Here is an 18905-nt window from a genome sequence, read left to right as displayed (position 1 = left end):
GTCCGGGCGTCAGCCGTCGCCTCCGGTCCGCTTCCCGTCGACCGGCCGGGGGGAGGCCCTCGTCACGATGCCGGGACGGCGTCGCTCCGCAGTGCCTTCATCGCGCCGGCCCAGGGGATGAGCTGGTCGAGCATGGCGGTGAGCCTGCCCGCCTGGTGGGAGGCCGGGCGGGCGACGCTGAAGTGCTCGAAGTCGGCGGCCAGCGTCAACGCGACCTGGCTGCTCACGACGGCGATCTGGAGCTCGCCCAGCACCAGGCGCAGGTGCTCGACCGCCCGGGTGCCGCCGACGGAGCCGTAGCCGACGAAACCGGCCGCTTTGTTGGCCCATTCGGCGTGCAGGAAGTCGATGGCGTTCTTGAGCGCGCCGGAGATCGAGCGGTTGTACTCGGGGGTCACGAACACGTAGGCGTCGAAGGAGGCGATCTTCTCGGCCCAGGCCATCGTGTGCGGATGCTCGTACTGTCCCATCGCGGGCGGCATCGGCTCATCCAGGTGCGGCAGGTCGTAGTCCCTGAGGTCCACGATCTCGAATGCGGCGTCGTCGCGCCGGGCGGCGAGGTCGTGGACCCAGCGGGCCACGCCTTCGCCGTTGCGGCCCGGGCGGGTGCTGCCGATGACGATGGCTACTTTGATCATGATTTGACTCTTCTTTCCCGGGAGGGGAGGAACACGGTCCCGGCCAGGCCGAGTGCGGTGAGGACGAGCATCCAGGTCAGGGCGTCGCCGAAGCCGCTCGCCTGGAGGATGGCGGCCATCAGCGCCGTGCCGGTGGCGGCTCCGACGCGCTGAACGACATTGGAGGCGCTGGTGGCGCCGGGGATGGCCGCGGGACTCAGCGTCCGGTAGAGGGCCACGCTGATGGGCAGGCTGGCGACGCCGAACCCGATGCCCCGGACGAACAGCGCCGCGCCCAGCAGCGGCGGATCGACGGTCAGCAGGAACGGGATCGTGCCCACGACGGCGACGGCCAGCCCGGCGACCGCGAGCGGGCGGGGCGGCATGCGGTCGGCGTAGCGGCCGACCAGCAGGGCTGCCAGGCCGAGGCCGATGCTCTGCGGGACGAGCGCGAGCCCGGCGTCGAACGCCGACAACCCGCGGGACTGCTGGAAGTACAGCGGCAGAAGGAACATCGGACCCCAGGTGGTGACGCCGATGACGAACATCATCACCGTCCCGCCCCGGAAGGAGCGGTCGGCGAACAGCCGCAGGTCCAGCAGGCTCGCTCCGGCGCGGCGGAGCGAGCGCACGACGAACACGGCCAGCAGCGCCACCCCCGCCACCGCGATCACCGGCGCCCCGCCTTCGGTCAGGGCGTACAGCAGGGCGACCAGTCCGGCCGGCAGCAGGACCAGCCCGCCGAGGTCGAGTCGCCGGTCGGCGCGTTCCTCTTCGCGGGGGAACCACCTCCAGGTCATGACCATGGAGACCACGACGATCGGCACGTTGACGAAGAAGATCCACCGCCAGCCCCAGCCGTCGATCAGCAGACCGCCCAGGATCGGCCCGGAGATCGGCGCGAGCTGGCCGATGAGCCCGACGACGCCCATCACCCGGCCCAACCGGTCCGGTCCCGCGGCGCGGGCCAGGGTGAGCTGCGTCAACGGCAGGATCATGCCGCCACCCAGTCCCTGCAGCACCCGGAAGCCGACCAGGGAGCCCGCCGACCAGGCGAGGCCGGACAGCACCGACCCGAGCAGGAACAGCCCCAGCGCGGCCAGCCACATCGCGCGGGCACCGAACCGGCCGACCGACCAGCCCACCAGCGGGATCACCGCGGTCATCGCCAGCACGTACGAGGTGGTGACCCACTGGATCGTCGAAATCGGCGCGGCCAGCTCCCGTCCCAGCTCGTCGAGGGCCACCGCGACGATCGTGGTGTCGAGCAGCGCCGCGATCGCGCCGATCAGCAGCGTCGCGGCCAGCGGGACGATGCTTCCCGCCGGCGCCCTCGTCACGGCCGGCGCGCTCATGGGATCAGCAGGGTCTTGCCGGTGGTGGCCCGCGCCTCGATCGCGCGGTGTGCCTCGGCGGCCTCGTGCAGGGGGTAGGTCTGACCGATGGTCGGGCGGAGCCGGCCGGCCGCCGCGAGGGCGAGCGCCTCCTCGGTGAGCGCGCGGACCTCGGCGGCGCTCGGCACCCCGCCGTCGGGGACGGCCCGCACGTGGCCGGCGGGCTCGGTCCAGGAGCCGGAGGCCATGCCGTACACGCTCGCCCTGCCGCCTGGCCGTACGGCCAGCATGCCCTGCGCGCCGACCTCGCCGCCCACGCCGTCGAAGACCAGGTCGACGCCCCCGTTCAACTCGGTGACCTCGCGCTCCCAGCCGGGCCGCGAATAGTCGACGTAGGCGACCGCGCCCAGGGAGAGGACGAGCCCGCCCTTGCCCGCGCCACGCGCGGCGCCGATCACCCTGGCGCCCGAGGCCGCGGCGAGTTGCACCAGCAGGCTGCCCACGCCGCCCCCGGCCGCCTCCACCAGCACCCACTCGCCCGCCTTCACCTCGGCCCGCCGGTGCAGCAGCACGGCAGTACGGCCGTCGGCGAGCAGCGCCACCGCGTCGCGCAACTCCACGCCCGCCGGGACGGGGACGGCGTCCTCGACCCAGGCCACGGCGAGTTCGGCGTAACCGCCGGTGCCGCCGGTCGTCGCCACCACGACCGTGCCCACCAGTGCCGGGTCGACGCCGGGGCCGACGGCGACGACCCGGCCGCCGACGCCGTTGCCCGGGACCCGCGGCAGCAGTGGACGCTGCTTGGCCGCGGGACCGCGCCCGGCCCGCACCTGCGTCTCCACGAAGGTGATCCCGGCGTACTCGACCGCCACCAGCACCTGGCCGGCCTCCGGCACCGGGTCCGCCACCTGCCGGACCTGGAGAACTTCGGGCCCGCCGAACCGGTCCATCGTCACAGCACGCATGTCCGCACCTTCTCTCAAAAGGGAGCGAATTGCTCCGCAATGAAAGCTATACCGGAGCGCTTTGCTCCGCAACTGGTAGGATGCGGGCATGAGTGACGGCAAGTACCGCGGCAAGAGGCAGGCCGAGGCCGAACGCAACGACCACGCGCTGCTCCGGGCCGCCCGGGAGGTGCTCGCCGCCGACGGCGCCCACACCTCGGTGGCGGCGATCGCCGCCCGGGCCGGGGTCGGGATCGGCAGCCTCTACCGCCGCTACCGCACCAAGGAGGAGCTCTTCCAGCGCCTGTCGGAGCTGTCCCTCGACCAGTGGAACGAGGCCGCGGAGGCGGGGCTCGCCCACGAGGACCCATGGGCCGGGCTGGCCGGCTTCGTCACCGCCTGCGTCGAGTTCGGCCAGGGATCCCTGGCCCCGGTCGCGGGGACCATCGACGTCACCCCGGAGATGTGGGCCAAGAGCGCGCGCGGCGACGAGATCCTGGCCGCGATCATCGCCCGAGCCTGCGAAGCGGGGGTCCTGCGGCCGGAGATCACCCCTACGGACGTCTCCCTCCTGATCGAGCAGCTCGGCTCCTCACCGATGCTCGACCAGATCCGCAAGCAGGGCCGCGAGGATCTCGTCGAGGCCGCCGTGGCCGCCCGGCGGCGCCTCATCGCCATCACCCTGGACGGCCTGCGCGCCGTCCACCGCGGACCGCTGCCCGGCCCGCCGCCCGGCGAGCACCTCTTCACCGAACGCTGGAGGCGCGACTCCCCCGCCTGAACGGCATCCGGCGGCGGCCAGGATGCCCCGGAGACTCGGGGACTCGGGGACTCGGGGACTCGGGGACTCGGGGACTCGGGGACCGGAGCGTCGGCGGCCGGTCCGAGCTCACCGCCGCCCGCCCGCGCCGGGCGCCCTCTCAGAGCCGTTCGATGATCGTCACGTTGGCCTGGCCGCCGCCCTCGCACATCGTCTGCAGGCCGTACCTGCCGCCGGTCCGCTCCAGCTCGTGCAGGAGAGAGGTCATCAGCCGGGCGCCGGTCGCGCCGAGCGGGTGGCCGAGGGCGATGGCGCCGCCGTTGGGGTTGACCCTGGCGGGGTCGGCGCCGGTCTCCTTCAGCCAGGCGAGCACGACGGAGGCGAACGCCTCGTTGATCTCGACGGTGTCGATGTCGCCGATCGACATGCCCGTCCTGCGCAGCGCGTGCGCGGTGGCGGGGATGGGGGCGGAGAGCATCATGATCGGGTCGCCCCCGCGGACGGACAGGTGGTGGACGCGGGCGCGCGGGGTCAGGCCGTGGGTCCGGACCGCCTCCTCGGAGGCGATGAGCAGGGCGGCGGCGCCGTCGGAGATCTGGGAGGAGACCGCGGCGGTGAGGCGCCCGCCGTCGACCAGGGTCCTGAGCGCGGCCATCTTCTCCGGCGTGGTGTCGCGGCGGGGGCCCTCATCGGTGGTGACGCCCTCGTAGGGGGCGATCTCGGCGGCGAAACGGCCCTCGTCGATGGCGCGCAGCGCCCGCCGATGGGACTCGTAGGCGAACTCCTCCATGTCGGCCCGCGATATGTCCCACCTGGCGGCGATCATCTCGGCGCCGCGGAACTGCGACACCTCCTGCCCGCCGTACCGGGCCTGCCAGCCCTTGGACCCCGAGAACGGGCCGTCGAAGCCGAGTGCCTGCCCGGCGGTCATGGCGTAGGCGATCGGGATCCTGCTCATGTTCTGCACGCCGCCGGCCACGACCAGGTCGGACGTGCCCGACAGCACGGCCTGGGCGGCGAAGTGGACCGCCTGCTGGGAGGAGCCGCACTGGCGGTCGACCGTGACGCCGGGCACCTCCTGCGGCAGCCCGGCGGCCAGCCAGCAGGTGCGGGCGATGTCGCCGGCCTGCGGGCCGACGGTGTCCACGCAGCCGAACACGACGTCGTCCACGGCCGAGGGGTCCACGCCGGTGCGCCGGACGAGCTCCCCGATGGCGTGGGCGCCCAGGTCCGCCGGATGGGCGTCGGCGAGACCGCCGTTCCTGCGGCCCACGGGGGTCCGGACGGCGCCGACGATGTATGCCTCAGCCATTGCATGTCCCTTCGATATGAGCCCGTCTCAAATGTAGCAAGCGCTTGGTTACATTCAAAGGCGGGGATGAGCTGGCGTGTTCATGTGAACAAGCGATTGCGCAAGGGCTCATAATGAGGGTGTGAACACGCGAAAGAACTCCGGCGGCGCGACCAGCACCCCGGTCAAGCGCCAGGGGACGACGAAGCGCGCGGCCTCATCCGGCCCCGCCTCCGAGCGCCGCGACCACCTCGTCAAGCTCGCCGCCGAGCTTTTCGCCCGCAAGGGCTTTCAGGCCACCACCGTCCGCGAGATCGCGGAGGAGGCGGGCATCCTGTCCGGGAGTCTCTACCACCACTTCGACTCCAAGGAGACGATCGTCGACGAGGTGCTGACCACCTTCCTCGACGATCTCGTCGGCCGATACCGCGCCGCGCTGGAGCAGGAGGGCGAGCCCCGCGCAATCCTTTCAGAGATGGTGCGCATCGGGTTCAGCACCCTCGAACCGCACCGCGCGGCGATCACCGTCATGCAGAACGACTGGAACTACCTGCGTTCCCTGCCCGGCGACCGTTTCGACTACCTGGTCAAGGCCGAGGACGAGGTCGAGCGCATGTGGGTCGAGCAGATCAAGCTCGGCCAGGCCGCCGGCCAGTTCCGCGCCGACGTGGACCCCAAGCTCACCTACCGCATGATCCGTGACACCATCTGGGTCGCGGTCCGCTGGTTCCGTCCGGGCGGCCGCCTCAACACCACCGGCCTCGCCGAGCACTACATCACCGTCCTGTTCGACGGCCTGGCGACCGGTGAGCGGAGCAGCCACAGCGCTTGACGCGCACGGGTGAGCGATGGGCACCGCGAGCACACCCGACGCGGTGAGCGCGGCGGCCGGCGGGAAACGAGGCGTCCGCGGGGCGGACGAGGAGTGGTGAGCGAGCAATGGACACACTGCACGAGGCCGTGCGACGCGCGCTCACCGAGGTGGCCGACGCCGCCAAGGCGCCGGCGATGCGGGCCTACATGAAGTCGGAGATGCCCTTCCTCGGCGTCCAGGCCGGGCCTCGCCGTACGGCGCTGCGGAAGGTCTTCGCCGAGCACCCGATCGACGGCGCGCCCGAGTGGCGCAGGACGGTGCTGTCGCTGTGGCGGGACGCCGAATACCGCGAGGAGCGCTACGCGGCGATCGAGCTGACCGGGCACCGGCTCTACCGGGGTTTCCAGACCCTGTACGCGCTCCCCATGTATGAGGAGATGATCGTCTCCGGGGCCTGGTGGGACTACGTCGACGAGCTCGCCGTCCACCGCGTCGGCGGCCTGCTGTCGGCCTTCCCCGACACCATGCGCCCGCTCATGCTGGAGTGGGCACGGGGCGACGACCTGTGGAAGCGCCGTACGGCCATCCTCTGTCAGAACCGCTTCAGGGCCGCCACCGACACCGGACTGCTCTACGCCTGCATCGAGCCGAGCCTGTCCGACATCGACTTCTTCGCCCGCAAGGCGATCGGCTGGGCCCTGCGCGAGTACGCCAAGACCAATCCCCGGGAGGTCGTCCGCTATGTCGACCACGTGGGCATCACCGGGCTGAGCCGCCGTGAGGCCCTGAGGAACGTGCCGGCCGGATAGCTCCGGACATCGGGCGGCCGCGCGCCCCCCGGGACGGGACTCGCCGGCCTCCCCGGTCGCCGAAGGTCATCGAGGGGCCGCGGAGGCCGGCGGACGGGTGGGGCCGCGCCCGCCCGCCGGGATCCCGCTAGCCGATCGTGTAGGGGTCGCCGTAGACCTTCCAGGACAGCGGGGTGTTCAGGTCGAGGTTGCCCTTGTTGAGGAAGACCCGCTGCGCGGTGTCGACCCGGCTGGTGTCCTCGTGGGCCTCCTCGGCCTTCATCGCAACCTTGCGGGCATCGAGGAAGGCGTGCAGGTACTTCACCTCGTCGCCGCCCTGCGCGGGCGGTTTGGCCTTCTTGAGGGCGTTCCTGCGGATCGAGCTGAAGCTCTCCGGGTCGCCCCCGTCGCCGTGCATGACGATGGCGTCGTAGTAGGCGAACTGCCCCAGGGCGCGCAGGCCGTCCTTCTTGGCCTGCTGGACCGCCGGGTTGAAGTAGACCCGGTCGCGCTCGTCGTTCTGCGCCTGCTGGAAGACCTTGTCCTTGGCCGCGGTGGCCCAGTCCTTGGTGTAGTTCGGGTCCAGGCCCTTGTGGGAGTCGGTGCCGTCGACCTTGCGCAGGGCGGGCAGATACTTGGCGAGCACGTTTCCGGGCTTGCGCTCGGCGTAGAGCTCGACGAGCTCCAGCATGTCCCCTGTGCCCGAGCAGAAGCCGATGATCCCGGCGGTGTAGCCGCGCCCGTCGTCGATGTCCTCGATGTACTTGTACTGCGCCTTCCAGTTCAGGGAGGAGTTCTCCGCGCTGGAGACGAGCTGCATCGCGATGTCCTTCTTGCGCGGGTCGGTGAGGTCGGCGGCGGCGGCCGTCACCGACCCCTGCGAGGGCGCGGAGAGGTGCGGCGCCGGCACGGCCGCGTGTCCGGGGCCCGCGAAGAGGACCAGGGCCGGTGCGGCGGCGACGACCGGGGCGAGGAGGAGCCGCAGGGCCCGGCGGCCGGGGCGCGGATCTGACGAGATGGGCACGTGTCTCTCCAGAGGGGGGACCGGAGGCGAGAAAACCTCGCCCGCTCGTTAGGAAACTTTCCTAACGAACCTAACCGCTGATATGCCCCGCCCGTCAACCCGTTCCCCTCGATCGGGGGCGTTCCCCCGAAGGCGGCCCGAGCCCCGGGCGGCGCGCCGGCAGCCGGGGCACGGCTCCACGTCGCCGGCGCGCACGTCCCCCACAGCGCGGCGAGCACGACTGCGGATCCACGCGGACTTCTCAGATGCCCAGTTCGGCGGCGATGCCGTCGAGGACGTAGGTGAGGCCGCTTTCGAACTGCCACTGCGTGTCGTCCTTGCGGGTGGCGGTACGCAGATAGCGCTGGAAGGTGGGGTAGCGGCCGGTCCGCATGTGCCAGATCATCTGTGGCGCCAGTTCGGAGCGCAGCTCGCCGCCGTCAGACCATCCATGCTCGCGCAGGAGGTTGAGCACGGCGCTTTCGTAGTTCAAGGCGCCGGCGACGTAGGCGTCCACGGCACGGAAGACGCTCATCATCGCGTCGGCGTCCAGGCCGAGGCCGTCCAGGGCCGACAGGGCCTGTTCGGCCACGGCCATCCTGTTGGGCGTGAGCGAGAGCCTGGCCTGCGGGGAGAGCTGAGCCAGCCACAGGTGCCGCAGCATCAGGTCGCGGGTGCCCAGCGCCAGGGCGCGCATGGTCTCGCGCCACCCGAGACCGTCCGGGAGGCGCAGATCGGCATAGACGTGGTCGACCATCAGCTCCAGGACATCGTCCTTGCCGGCCACATAGCGGTAGGGCGCCATGGGGGCGACGCCCAGTTCGGAGGCCAGGCGGCGCATGGTGATGGCCTCCAGGCCCTCGGCGTCGGCGACCGCGGCCGCGGCCGCGGCGATGCGCTGCGGGGAGAGGGTCTGGCGCGGGGTGGGGCTTGGACGCTCCAGGCGCTCCCACAGGGATTCGCGTGGCTTGTCTTCCTCGGTGGCCATGCTGTTCGCTCCTCCGGCTTGCCGTGTGTACAACGTATCAACAGTAGACAGCGTACACATCAATGTGTACGTTGTATCTCGCCAGATACGTTGTACACAAAAGAAGGAACGCGCCCCTCATGAACGACAACCACCTGAAGATCGCGGTCCTCCTGGGCAGCACCCGCGACGGCCGCTTCGGCCTCGCCGTGGCGAACTGGGTCATGGACCACCTCGCCCAGCGCGACGACATGGAAGCCGACCTGATCGACCTGATCGAAACCCCGCTGCCGACGGTCTTCCCCGTCCTCGGTCAGCCGCCCGCCTCCCAGGAGGCCAGAGACCTGCTGGCCGCGGTCTCACCCCGCATGGCGGCGGCCGACGCCTTCGTCATCGTGACCCCCGAGTACAACCACAGCTTCCCCGCCGCGCTGAAGAACGCCATCGACTGGCACGGCACCGAATGGCATGCCAAGCCTGTCGCCTTCGTCTCCTACGGCGCCTTCTCGGCCGGGCTGCGCGCGGTCGAGCACCTGCGTCTGGTGCTGGCCGAACTGCACGCCGTCACCATCCGCGACAGCGTCGGCCTGCAGCACCCATGGGCCCAGTTCGACGGTGACGGCAAGGCCGTGGACCCGGCCGCCGACGCCGCGGCCAAGGTCATGCTGGACAGGCTCGCCTGGTGGGCGCACTCGCTGCGCGAGGCCAGGATCACCCGTCCCTACGCCGCCTGAACCCGCCATGACCCACCACGGACCAGACGGCCGCCGCCTGCCGTACCTCGCGGTGTTCGGCCTGCTGCTCGGCATGTTCCTGGCCATGCTGGACGGCCTGATCGTGGGCACCGCGCTGCCCACGATCGTGGGCGACCTCGGCGGCCTGGACCGCCTGCCATGGGTGGTGACCGCCTACATGCTCGCCGGCGCGGCCACCACCCCCATCTGGGGCAAACTCGGCGACCTGTACGGCCGCAAGGCCACCTTCATCACCGCGATCGCGCTCTTCCAGGTCGGCTCGCTCCTGGCAGGCGTGTCCCAGGACATGAGCCAGCTCATCGCCTTCCGCGCGGTGCAGGGCCTCGGCGCGGGCGGGCTGATGGTCGGCGCGCTGGCCATCATCGGCGTGCTCGTACCGCCACGCCACAGCGGCCGCCTGCAGTCGATGATCGGCGTCATCATGCCGATCGCCTACATCGGCGGCCCTCTCGTGGGCGGCCTGCTCACCGACCACCTGAGCTGGCGCTGGACCTTCTACGTCAACCTGCCCCTCGGCGCCGTCGCCCTCCTGATCATCGCCACCCGCATCCATCTGCCGCCCGCCGAACGTGTCAGAGCCCGCATCGACTACGGCGGGGCGGCCCTGCTCACCACGGCCATCGTGACCCTGACCCTGCTGGCCGGCTGGGGCGGGAGCACCTACTCCTGGGCCTCACCCCAGATCCTCACCCTGACCGCCGTCGGCGTCTTCAGCCTGGCCGGATTCGTGGCCGTCGAACGGCGGACCGCCGAACCGATCATCCCGCCCCGCCTGTTCCACGACCGCAACTTCACCCTCGCCCAGATCCTCAGCTTCCTGGTCGGCGCGGTCATGCTCAGCGTGACCAACTACCTGCCGCAGTACATGCAGTTCGTCCAAGGAGCCTCACCGGCCGCCAGCGGCATGCTGCTGCTGCCCCTGATGTTCGGCATGCTCGGCGCGCAACTGCTCACCGGCCATCTCATCAGCGGCAACGGCCGCTACCGCGTCTACCCGATTCTCGGCGGCGCACTCATGATCGCGGGCGCTCTCGCCCTGCTGCTGCTCGACGTCGACACCGCGCCGGTGACGGCCTCGGCACTCAGCCTGGTCATCGGGGCCGGCATGGGCCTGGTGATGCAGAGCACGACACTGATCACGATGAACAGCGCCGACCCCCGCGACATGGGCGCCGCCAGCGGGACGGTCACCCTGCTGCGCACCATCGGCGGATCCCTGGGCATCGCGCTGCTGGGCAGCTTGTACGCGGTCCGCATGCGGGACGGCCTCAGCGCGCACCTCGGCCCGGCGGCGGCCGACCAGCTGACAGTGGGGGGCGACCTCACACCCGGGCTACTGCCGGGCCTGCCCGCTCAGGCAGGCGCCGCCGTCCGGGAGGCCGTCACCGGCGGCCTGCATGGCGTCCTCATCGGTGCCGCCGTCCTCGCGGTGATCGCCTTCGCGGCCTCCTGGCTCATCCGCGAGGTCCCGCTCCGCGACGGCCCCCCGGTACAGGCCGGCCCCGAGCCCGACACCCACGCCGCCGCGACCAGGTGAACGCCCCGGGCGAGCCGGTGAACGCCCCGCTCGGGGCCCTGGCGGGCTACTTGAGCGCCCCCGCCGTCAGCCCCTTCTGGATCTGGCTCTGGAAGAGCGTGTAGACGATCAGCATCGGGAGGATGGCCATGCTGAGCGCGGCGAACAGGGCCGACCAGTCCGCGTCGTAGCCCGCCGCGGTGGAGATGTCGGCGATGCCCTGCGTGAGCACCCATTTCTCCTTGTCGGAGGTGAGCAGGACCAGCGGGAGCTGGTACTGGTTCCACTGGCCGAGCACGTTGAAGATGGTCACGCTGATGATGCCCGGCTTGGCCATCGGGAGCATGATCTGGAAGAACACCCGGGTGTGCGAGGCGCCGTCCACGAAGGCCGCCTCGGCCACCGCCCCCGGCAGCGTCCTGAAGAAGGCCGCGAGGAAGAACACGGTGAACGGCAGCGAGTAGGCGATGTAGACCAGGATCAGCCCGCCGTGGGTGTTGAGGCCGATGAACGGGCCGATCACCGGGATCGCGCCCATGTTCTGCACGACGAAGAACAGGGGGGTCAGCGCCAGGTAGACCGGGAACGCCAGGCCGGAGACGAACAGCAGGTAGACGGCCCGGTTGCCGCGGAACCGGTAGCGGGCGAGCACGTAGGCGGCCATCGAGCCGAACAGCATCGTGCCGAACGTGCCGCCCGCCACGACGAGGATGCTGTTGATCATGTACTGGCCCACGTGCGCCTGCTCCCAGGCCCGCGCCCAGTTGTCGAAGCGGAGGGAGGCCGGCAGCGACCAGGCGTCGCCGAAGATCTCGTCCTCGCTCTTCACCGACGCCAGGAACGTCCACACGATCGGCACCGCGACCAGGATCGTCCACACCACCAGCGTGACGTGCGTCAGGACCGACAGGGGTCCCAGCCGCCTCCTGCGCTCCTCACGGGCGTAGGCCCGGCTCCGGGGAATCACCGCGTCTGCCACTAGAACTCGATTCGCTCACGCCGCGACAGGCGCAGGGCCAGCGCCGCGAACCCGATGGTGAAGAAGAACAGCACCACGCCCATCGCGGAGGCGTAGCCGAACTTGAAGTACTGGAAGGCGTTGCGGTAGATCTCCGCCGCCATCACGGTCGTGGAGTGGTCGGGCCCGCCGTGCTCGGCCGTCATGACCCACACGATGGCGAAGACGTCGAGCGCGGCGATGCCGAGATAGACCCAGCCGACCTGGATGGTGTCCCAGAGCAGGGGCAGCGTGACCCGCAGGAAGAGCTGCACCCCTCCGGCGCCGTCGATCGCGGCCGCCTCGAACATGTCGCGCGGGATGGAGGAGATGCCCGCCGAGAAGAGCACCACGTAGAAGCCGACCGCCTGCCAGACCAGCACGCCGAGGATCGCCCAGAGCGCGATGCCGGTGTCGGACAGGAAGCCCACCGGCTCGAAGCCGAGGGCGATCAGCGGCGCGTTGAGCATGCCGCTCCGGTCGGGCCGGAAGACCTGCTGGAACAGGACGGCGACCACGGCGACGGCCAGCACCTGGGGGAAGAAGAACACCACCCGGTAGAACCTCGACCCCCAGACGCCCCCTGTGCCGCCCCGCCCGCCCGCGTTGAGCAGGAAGGCGAAGAAGAGCGCGATGCCGATGGTCAGCAGCGGCATCAGGATCAGCAGGATGAGGTTGTGCCCCACCGCCTTCCAGAAGACGTTGTCGTCGAAAAGCCTCTGGAAGTTCTCCAGGCCCACGAGCCGCGGAGTCGCGTTCACCCCGCGCCAGTCGGTGAACGCGATGTAGAAGGCCTGCGCGTAGGGGGCGATCACGTAGATCGCATAGAGCGCCACCGGGATCGCGAGGAACCCGGTGACGAACCGCATCCTGCCGTAGTTCACCGTCGCTACCTCTTGAACTTCTTCACCGAGGAGTCGTTCTTGATCGAGTCAGCCTTCTTCTGCGCCCGTTCGATCCACTGGTCGACGGTCAGCTTGCCGTTCATGAACTGCCCGGTCGCCGCGGCCACCTCGTCGTGCATCTCCACGTACCACTTGCGGAACAGGAACCAGACGGCGTTGTCGCCCGCCGCGGTCAGGGCGGCCGAGGCGCTCTTCAGTCCCGGCTTGAGCGTGCGCCCCTCACCCGCGCCCTTGACGACGGTCAGCGTGGAGACCAGCTCCATGAACTTGCCGGCGCCCTCCTTGGAGAGCATCGCCCGCATGTACTCCAGGCCCGCCTGAGGGTTGGCCGACCTGGCCGGGACGATGTACTCCTCCCCCGGCCGGGCGTGCAGCGTGCCGTACGGCAGGGCGTCGGAGGAGCCGAAGTCCGGCAGCGCGAACATCGCGTAGCCGAAGTCGGCCGGGGTGGAGTCCTTCTGCTCGTTCTCCAGCCAGGAGCCGCAGGGCAGCATGGCGACCTGGCCCTTGTTGTGGGCGGTCTGGGTCTGGACGTGGTCCAGGCCGGCGGTGCCCTGGAGGAGGTATTTGGCCCCGAGCTCGGCGAAGGCGGTCGCGGCCTGCTTGACCGGCTCGGCCTGCCAGGCGCCGTCCTCCAGGTTGTCGATGTTCTTCAGCACGTCCTTGCCGCCGATCTTCGCGGCGAGGGTGAGGATGGTCTCGTAGATGTAGAAGGGGTGCTTGCCCGCGTAGGTGAACGGCGCCATCTTCCCGGACTTCTTGATGGCCTCGCAGAGCTGCAGGAACTCCGCCCACGTCTTGGGCGGCTGCCAGCCCTCGGCCTCGAAGAGCTTCTGGGAGTACCAGATGCCCCAGACGGTGTTGGCGTAGTTGAGGACGTACGGCTTGCCGTCGTAGCTGCCCAGCTCGATCGCGGCCGGGTCGATCGTCTCGCGCACCTTGACGGCGGGGTCGTCCCAGCTCGGCGCGTCGTACAGGGGGGTGAGGTCGGCGAGCTGGCCGTCCTGGACCAGTGCCCCGAAGTCCATCGCGTTGGCGCCGGAGTTGTTGATGAACTCCGGCGGGTTGCCGCCGGCGAAGCGCGGCTGGAGGGTCTTGGCGATCTCCTTGGTCGTGTTGTGCTTGATCTCCAGCTTGGGGAACTTGCCCTTGACCAGCGGCTCGTGGACGTCCTTGGCGTAGGCGTCGCCGAACCCGCCGTCGAAGATCCAGACTTCCAGGGGCTTGCTCTCGGCGAGGCCGAGCGGGTTGGCCGCGCTGGTGGCCCCGGCGGCCGGCGCCGCCGGGGAGGCGCCGCCTCCGCCCGCGGGACTGGCGCACGCGGACAGGACCGGCAGGGCGAGCCCCGCCAGGGCCGCGCTGCGCAGAAGCTCGCGCCGGGACAGATGGGTCATGCTTCCTCCTGCAGGGGGGTGGTCAGGCACCTCGCCGGATCCTTCCGGCGTAGCGGTTCTCAAGAGCCCTGTTGTGCTCGTCGCCGCCGGTGACGTTGACGGAGCGGTAGACCGGCGGGGTCCGGCCGGCCTCGATCAGGCCCCGCACCACCTCGGCCATCATCATCTGGGCCAGCAGTGCCGAGGTGATCGTGGAGACCGCGCCGAACGAGCCGCCGTCCGGGAGCGGCAGGATCGCGTCGCCGTACGGGGCGCCGTTGTCGAGCACCACGTCGGCGAGGTCGAGCAGCTTGCGGCCCGAGGGGTGGCGGGAGGGCATCGCGGTGCTGTGCTGGACGGAGGTCAGGGCGATCAGGCCGTGCCCCCTGGCCTTGACGACGGAGGCCAGCTCCACCACCGAGCCGTTCACCCCGGAGCTGGAGATCAGCACGAACACGTCCTGCGGCTGGACGGGGGCCAGGTCGTAGATCCGCTGAGCGATGCCCGGATCGCGCTCCAGCTCGCCGGGGGCGCCGAGGAGCACCTCCACCGGGGTCCCGCCGTACAGGACGACGTCGCGCAGCGCGAGCCGGTTGGTGGGGACCAGCCCGCCCGCGCGGCCGGCGATCTCCATCGCGATCGCCTCGGAGTGGCCCGAGCCGAAGGCCTGGACCACCCCGTCGTCGAGCAGCGAACCGACCATCAGGCCGGCGGCCTGCCTGACCGCGACCCCCTGCGTCTGGAAGACCCCGTCCACCAGGGCCTTCACCTCATGGACGTAGTCGGCGGCGCCGATATCCACGGTCAACTCCTCTCCACGCGGTGGCTTTCGAGCGCTCGGATCGTCCGCTCGAACGCCTCGTTGGTCTGCTCGTAGGTGCGCTGCGCGACCGCGACGTAGACGGCGTCGAGAACGAAGAGCTGGGAGTGGACGGCCGCCAGGCCGCCCAGCCTGAAGGTGGTCTCCCGGCTCGCGGTGGTCAGCACCAGGTCGGCCAGTTCGGCCAGCGGGGACCGGGCGAAGGAGGTGACGGCGACGGTCAGCGCGCCCCGGTCGCCGGCCTCGGCGAGCGACTCCAGCACCTCGCGGGTCCGTCCCTGGTGGGAGATCCCGATCGCGACGTCGCCCTCGGCCAGCAGCGCCGCGTCGGCGAGCGCCTCGTGGGCGTCGGCGTGGCTCCAGCAGGGCACCCGGATCCTGCGGAGCCGTCCGCCGATCATGCCGGCCGCACCGCCGCTGATGGAGACCCCGAAGATCAGCACCCGCCGGGCCGCGACGATCGCGTCGGCGATCCTGGCGACGGTGGCCACGTCGAGCTGGGCCGCGGTCTCCTGGATGAGGCGGGAGTCGGCGGCGGCCATCACGCCGATCGCCGCGTCGAGCGGGTCGGTCGGGCCGATCTCGTGGCCCACGTTGGCGTCCCAGTTGGCCTGCGTCGCACGGCCGGTCTCGGTGGCCAGCGCGACCCGCAGCCCGGCGTATCCGGCGAAGCCGAACACCCGGCAGAACCGCGTGACGGTGGCGGGCGAGCTGCCGCTCCGCTCGGCGAGCGCGATGATCGTGGATCGGGCCGCTCCGGCCGGGTCGGCCAAGATGGCCTCGCCGACCCGGCGCAGCGCCTCGGGCAGCACGGGTGTCTCGGTCTGAATGCGTCCGAGTGCCCCTACTGCCACAGGCATTCCTTTCACCCGCCCAACGGTTGGGTGAAAATTATTCTTAAGTACGGTCCCAGTCAACCCCCCGGAGACCCGGCATCGCCGCGATCGGACCCGCCCGGCCGTTCCGGACCGCTCAGTCGGGCCGGGCCGTGCCGGGCAGCCGTACCGTGCCGGACAGCCGTACCGGCCACTCGGCCGTACCGGACCGGGCTCGGCCGGGTCGGACCGCTCGGTCGGGCCGGGCCGCTCAGTCCGGCCGGACCAGGAGCGCGGCGCTGCCGTAGCTGCCGCCGAACCCGGTCACCAGCGCCGTCCCGCGGCCCGCCCGGAGCTCCCGTACGGCCTGCGCCACGTTGTTGAGCCCGTGCACGTAGCCCTCGGACAGCAGGCCGCCGTGCGGGTTGACCGTGGCGTGGCGGCGCCGGAGCAGGAACTCCCCCAGCTCGGCCCGCCCGGCCAGGCCGAAGTCCTCCAGCTGCCGGGGCACCAGCCAGGAGTAGGCGTCGTAGAGCAGCGCGACGTCCACGTCCGCCGCCCGCATGCCCGACGCCTCCCACAGCATCGGGGCGACATGGGCGGAGAAGATCGCGCTGACGTCGGGCGAACGGTCCATGGACGAGCAGCCGGGACCGCCTCCCCTGACCACCGCGTGGATGCGGGGGGCCCGCGGCGCGAGCCGCGCGTCACGGACCACCAGCGCGCAGGCGCCGTCGGTCTCCTGGCAGCAGTCCACGGTCCGCAGCGGCGAGCAGACGTACGGCCTGGCGAGGTAGTCCTCCAGGGACAGCGGATCGCGCCGGAGGGCGCGCGGGTTGGCCGCGGCGTTGTCGCGGGACTGGGCGACGACCGCGTGCAGGTGCTCCTCGGTCAGGCCGGTCTCGTGCAGGTAGCGCTGGGCGGCCAGGGCGAACATCGGGATCGGCCCGGCCATGCCGTAGGGGACGGTGAAGCGTTCCTGCGGGCCGGTGGAGACCGTGTTCATGCGCGTGCCGGAGCGGCCGTTCAGCGCCCGGTAGACCAGCACGTTGCGCGCGACGCCCGCGGCGATCAGCATCGCCGCGTCCCCCAGGACGGAGGCCGCCTGGGTGCCGCCGCCGGTGATGTCGTTGTGCCAGCCCAGCCGCTCGATCCGCAGCGCCCTGGCGACCTGGACCACCGGGACGGAGTCGTTCATGTGGTAGCTGAGGACGGCGTCGATCTGCCCGGCCTCCACGCGGGCGTCGGCCAGCGCGGCCCGGGACGCCTCGACCGCGAGCTCCAGCTCGGTCCTGCCGGATCTCCGCGTCAGAGCCGTCATCCCGATGCCGGCGACGGCCGCCCTGCCCCGCATACGACTCCTGAGGAGGTCGGGTCGCTCGCCGGGGCGGGGCGCGATCCGCTCCGGCGAGCGACGTCCGTGGGCCGCGGGACGCCGTGGAGGCGAGCGGCGCTCCCCGCGAGGTTCTCTCCTGCTCACCCCTGGGGGCGTCGTGCGGCGGCCCGGTCGCGTGGACGCGGCGGCGGGCCGGGACGGTCCTCCCCGCCCGATCGCCTTCCGGATCGCGGCCGTCGCCCGTCACGCTAGCCCGCGCCCGCCACTTAGGCAAGCGCTTGCTCGGTATGGGGCGCGGTAGGCTTGACGAAGATCCGCAGTCACGCGTTAGGCGATCATGCTCGATCAACGACTCCGCCCCACCATGCCGTACGCCGCCCTCGTCTTCGACTGCGACGGCACCCTCGTCGACACCGCCTCGGCCAACGAGACCGCGTGGCGGACGGCCCTGGCGGACTGGCAGGTGGAGCTCGACCCGGCGTGGTACCGGGCCCGCACCGGCCTGTCCGCCGACCGCCTGCTGGCCGAGCTGGAGACCGAGACCGGCGCGGAGCTGGACTACCCGGCGGTGCGGGCGGCGGCGCTCGACGCCTACCAGTGGCTGATCCACACCGTCGTCCCGCACCCGCAGGTCGCCGCCGTCGCCGAGGCGCACCAGGACCGGGTGCCGATGGCGGTCGCCTCCGGAGGAACGCGCCAGGCGGTGGAGGAGACCCTGCGCGTCACCGGCCTGCGCCCGCTGTTCGACGCCGTGGTCACCAGGGACGACGTCCGGTACGGCAAGCCGGCCCCCGACGTCTACCTGCTGGCGGCACGGCTCCTGAACGCCGCCCCCCACACCTGCGTCGCCTACGAGGACACCGATGAGGGAGTGGCCGCCGCGCTCGCCGCGGGGATGACGGTCATCGACGTCCGCCCCTCGCTCCGGAGAGAAACACAAGTCGGCGGCGGCACCGGCCGGTGATCGTCTAGCATCTCCGGTAATCGGGGCAGACCGGGGCAGAGGAGAATGCGATGGCGGGGGAACGGGTACCCCAGGAGGTCGATCCCACGACCCCGAGCGTGGCACGCATGTATGACTACTACCTCGGCGGCAAGGACAACTTCATCGCCGACCGCGAGGCCGCCGAGCGGGTGATCGCGATCGTCCCGGCCATCCGCGAGTTCACCCGGGACAACCGCGACTTCCTCATCCGCGTGGTCACCCACCTGGCGGAACAGGGGATCAAGCAGTTCCTCGACATCGGAGCGGGACTGCCGACCCAGCGGAACGTCCACGAGGTGGCCCTGGAGGTCGCGCCCGACGCGCGCATCGTCTACGTCGACAACGACCCCGTCGTCCTCGCCCACGCACGCGCCCTGCTCGCCGACAACCCCGGAACCATCGTGGTCCAGGCGGACCTGCGCGACCCCGGGAGCATCCTCGACCACCCCGAGGTCCGGGCCCACCTCGACTACACCCGGCCCTTCGCGATCCTGCTGCTGGCCATCCTGCATTTCCTCCCGGACGACGAGGAGGCCGCGGAGGTGGTGGGCCGGCTCCGGCGGGCCCTGCCGCCGGGCGGCTACCTCGCCGTCTCCCACGCCGTCGCGGGCACGAGCTCCTCCGAGGCGGTCCGGGAGGCGAAGGCCGGGCAGGTGCGAGCCGCCGACAAGGTCTACTCCGCGACCCCCTCCGGCGGGTTCACCACCCGCCCCCTCCCCCGGATCGCCGCGTACCTCGACGGGCTGGACGTGCTGGAGCCCGGCCTCGTCCCGGTGGACGCCTGGCGCCCCGAGGATCCCGGCACGGAACCCGACTTCACCAAGCCGGGCCTGGCCGGCGTGGTCGCCCGGGTGCCCTGAGGGACCGGCGGGCCGGACGGCCCCG

General features: G+C 71.4%; 19 protein-coding genes. 7 read left to right on the top strand and 12 right to left on the bottom strand.

Translation table 11 applies throughout. From position 1 onward, the window contains the following. Nucleotides 1-62: 62 nt before the first annotated feature. The 3 genes from SROS_RS09950 to SROS_RS09940 are packed head-to-tail and all read right to left on the bottom strand — an operon-like array spanning nucleotide 63 to nucleotide 2916. The gene (locus SROS_RS09950) at nucleotides 63-638 is read right to left on the bottom strand and encodes an NADPH-dependent FMN reductase (protein ID WP_012888790.1); all 576 of its coding nucleotides are present in this window, start codon (nucleotides 636-638) and stop codon (nucleotides 63-65) included. After that, complete coding sequence (locus tag SROS_RS09945) at nucleotides 635-1972, bottom strand: DHA2 family efflux MFS transporter permease subunit (protein WP_012888789.1); 1338 nt, start codon at nucleotides 1970-1972, stop codon at nucleotides 635-637. Before SROS_RS09945 ends, SROS_RS09950 begins: the two co-directional genes overlap by 4 nt. After that, nucleotides 1969-2916, bottom strand: a complete 948-nt coding sequence (locus tag SROS_RS09940) for a zinc-binding dehydrogenase (RefSeq protein WP_012888788.1) — start codon at nucleotides 2914-2916, stop codon at nucleotides 1969-1971. Before SROS_RS09940 ends, SROS_RS09945 begins: the two co-directional genes overlap by 4 nt. Nucleotides 2917-3004: 88 nt before the next feature. Here SROS_RS09940 and SROS_RS09935 point away from each other — a divergent pair, with 88 nt between their 5' ends. After that, nucleotides 3005-3676, top strand: coding sequence for a TetR/AcrR family transcriptional regulator (locus SROS_RS09935; RefSeq protein ID WP_012888787.1), 672 nt, complete (start codon nucleotides 3005-3007; stop codon nucleotides 3674-3676). A gap of 139 nt (nucleotides 3677-3815) precedes the next feature. On the opposite strand, the gene SROS_RS09930 is transcribed toward SROS_RS09935, so the two are convergent. Next, complete coding sequence (locus tag SROS_RS09930) at nucleotides 3816-4967, bottom strand: acetyl-CoA C-acetyltransferase (RefSeq protein ID WP_012888786.1); 1152 nt, start codon at nucleotides 4965-4967, stop codon at nucleotides 3816-3818. 121 nt (nucleotides 4968-5088) lie between these two features. Here SROS_RS09930 and SROS_RS09925 point away from each other — a divergent pair, with 121 nt between their 5' ends. Both SROS_RS09925 and SROS_RS09920 read left to right on the top strand, forming a co-directional pair. Further along, complete coding sequence (locus SROS_RS09925; RefSeq protein WP_012888785.1) at nucleotides 5089-5778, top strand: TetR/AcrR family transcriptional regulator; 690 nt, start codon at nucleotides 5089-5091, stop codon at nucleotides 5776-5778. A gap of 107 nt (nucleotides 5779-5885) precedes the next feature. Then, on the top strand, nucleotides 5886-6569 hold the full coding sequence (locus SROS_RS09920; RefSeq protein WP_012888784.1) for a DNA alkylation repair protein: 684 nt from the start codon (nucleotides 5886-5888) through the stop codon (nucleotides 6567-6569). A 127-nt stretch (nucleotides 6570-6696) separates the two neighbouring features. On the opposite strand, the gene SROS_RS09915 is transcribed toward SROS_RS09920, so the two are convergent. Beyond that, nucleotides 6697-7572: a chitosanase gene (locus tag SROS_RS09915; protein WP_012888783.1), complete on the bottom strand. Its 876-nt coding sequence runs from the start codon at nucleotides 7570-7572 to the stop codon at nucleotides 6697-6699. A gap of 241 nt (nucleotides 7573-7813) precedes the next feature. Beyond that, nucleotides 7814-8539: a TetR/AcrR family transcriptional regulator C-terminal domain-containing protein gene (locus tag SROS_RS09910; RefSeq protein WP_012888782.1), complete on the bottom strand. Its 726-nt coding sequence runs from the start codon at nucleotides 8537-8539 to the stop codon at nucleotides 7814-7816. A 119-nt stretch (nucleotides 8540-8658) separates the two neighbouring features. Here SROS_RS09910 and SROS_RS09905 point away from each other — a divergent pair, with 119 nt between their 5' ends. Then, entirely contained in the window at nucleotides 8659-9252 is a 594-nt protein-coding gene (locus tag SROS_RS09905) for an NADPH-dependent FMN reductase (RefSeq protein ID WP_012888781.1), read from the top strand. 7 nt (nucleotides 9253-9259) lie between these two features. Next, nucleotides 9260-10810 carry an MDR family MFS transporter gene (locus SROS_RS09900; protein WP_012888780.1) on the top strand — a complete coding sequence of 517 codons (1551 nt, stop codon included), beginning with the start codon at nucleotides 9260-9262 and terminating at the stop codon, nucleotides 10808-10810. Between the two features lie 46 nt (nucleotides 10811-10856). Here the strand turns inward: SROS_RS09900 and SROS_RS09895 are convergent, their stop codons facing one another. The 6 genes from SROS_RS09895 to SROS_RS09870 all read right to left on the bottom strand — a co-directional run bounded on the left by SROS_RS09895 (nucleotide 10857) and on the right by SROS_RS09870 (nucleotide 17053). Beyond that, nucleotides 10857-11768 carry a carbohydrate ABC transporter permease gene (locus SROS_RS09895; protein ID WP_012888779.1) on the bottom strand — a complete coding sequence of 304 codons (912 nt, stop codon included), beginning with the start codon at nucleotides 11766-11768 and terminating at the stop codon, nucleotides 10857-10859. Next, nucleotides 11768-12670: a carbohydrate ABC transporter permease gene (locus SROS_RS09890; RefSeq protein WP_012888778.1), complete on the bottom strand. Its 903-nt coding sequence runs from the start codon at nucleotides 12668-12670 to the stop codon at nucleotides 11768-11770. The genes SROS_RS09895 and SROS_RS09890 overlap by 1 nt, the downstream gene beginning before the upstream one ends. 5 nt (nucleotides 12671-12675) lie before the next feature. After that, nucleotides 12676-14085 carry an N-acetylglucosamine/diacetylchitobiose ABC transporter substrate-binding protein gene (ngcE, locus tag SROS_RS09885; protein ID WP_052316907.1) on the bottom strand — a complete coding sequence of 470 codons (1410 nt, stop codon included), beginning with the start codon at nucleotides 14083-14085 and terminating at the stop codon, nucleotides 12676-12678. A 22-nt stretch (nucleotides 14086-14107) separates the two neighbouring features. Next, nucleotides 14108-14866 (bottom strand): sugar isomerase domain-containing protein, encoded by a 759-nt coding sequence (locus tag SROS_RS09880; protein WP_012888776.1) that lies wholly within the window; start codon nucleotides 14864-14866, stop codon nucleotides 14108-14110. A gap of 2 nt (nucleotides 14867-14868) precedes the next feature. After that, nucleotides 14869-15744: a MurR/RpiR family transcriptional regulator gene (locus tag SROS_RS09875; protein WP_012888775.1), complete on the bottom strand. Its 876-nt coding sequence runs from the start codon at nucleotides 15742-15744 to the stop codon at nucleotides 14869-14871. A gap of 226 nt (nucleotides 15745-15970) precedes the next feature. Beyond that, complete coding sequence (locus tag SROS_RS09870; RefSeq protein WP_012888774.1) at nucleotides 15971-17053, bottom strand: thiolase C-terminal domain-containing protein; 1083 nt, start codon at nucleotides 17051-17053, stop codon at nucleotides 15971-15973. 319 nt (nucleotides 17054-17372) lie between these two features. Here SROS_RS09870 and SROS_RS09865 point away from each other — a divergent pair, with 319 nt between their 5' ends. Then, complete coding sequence (locus tag SROS_RS09865) at nucleotides 17373-17999, top strand: HAD family hydrolase (RefSeq protein ID WP_012888773.1); 627 nt, start codon at nucleotides 17373-17375, stop codon at nucleotides 17997-17999. Nucleotides 18000-18049: 50 nt separating this feature from the next. Then, nucleotides 18050-18880, top strand: a complete 831-nt coding sequence (locus SROS_RS09860; protein ID WP_012888772.1) for an SAM-dependent methyltransferase — start codon at nucleotides 18050-18052, stop codon at nucleotides 18878-18880. Nucleotides 18881-18905 lie beyond the last annotated feature (25 nt).

Source organism: Streptosporangium roseum DSM 43021 (assembly GCF_000024865.1).
GTDB lineage: Bacteria > Actinomycetota > Actinomycetes > Streptosporangiales > Streptosporangiaceae > Streptosporangium > Streptosporangium roseum.
Note: the sequence above shows the minus strand (reverse complement) of the source record. Positions and strands in the feature narration are given on the sequence as shown.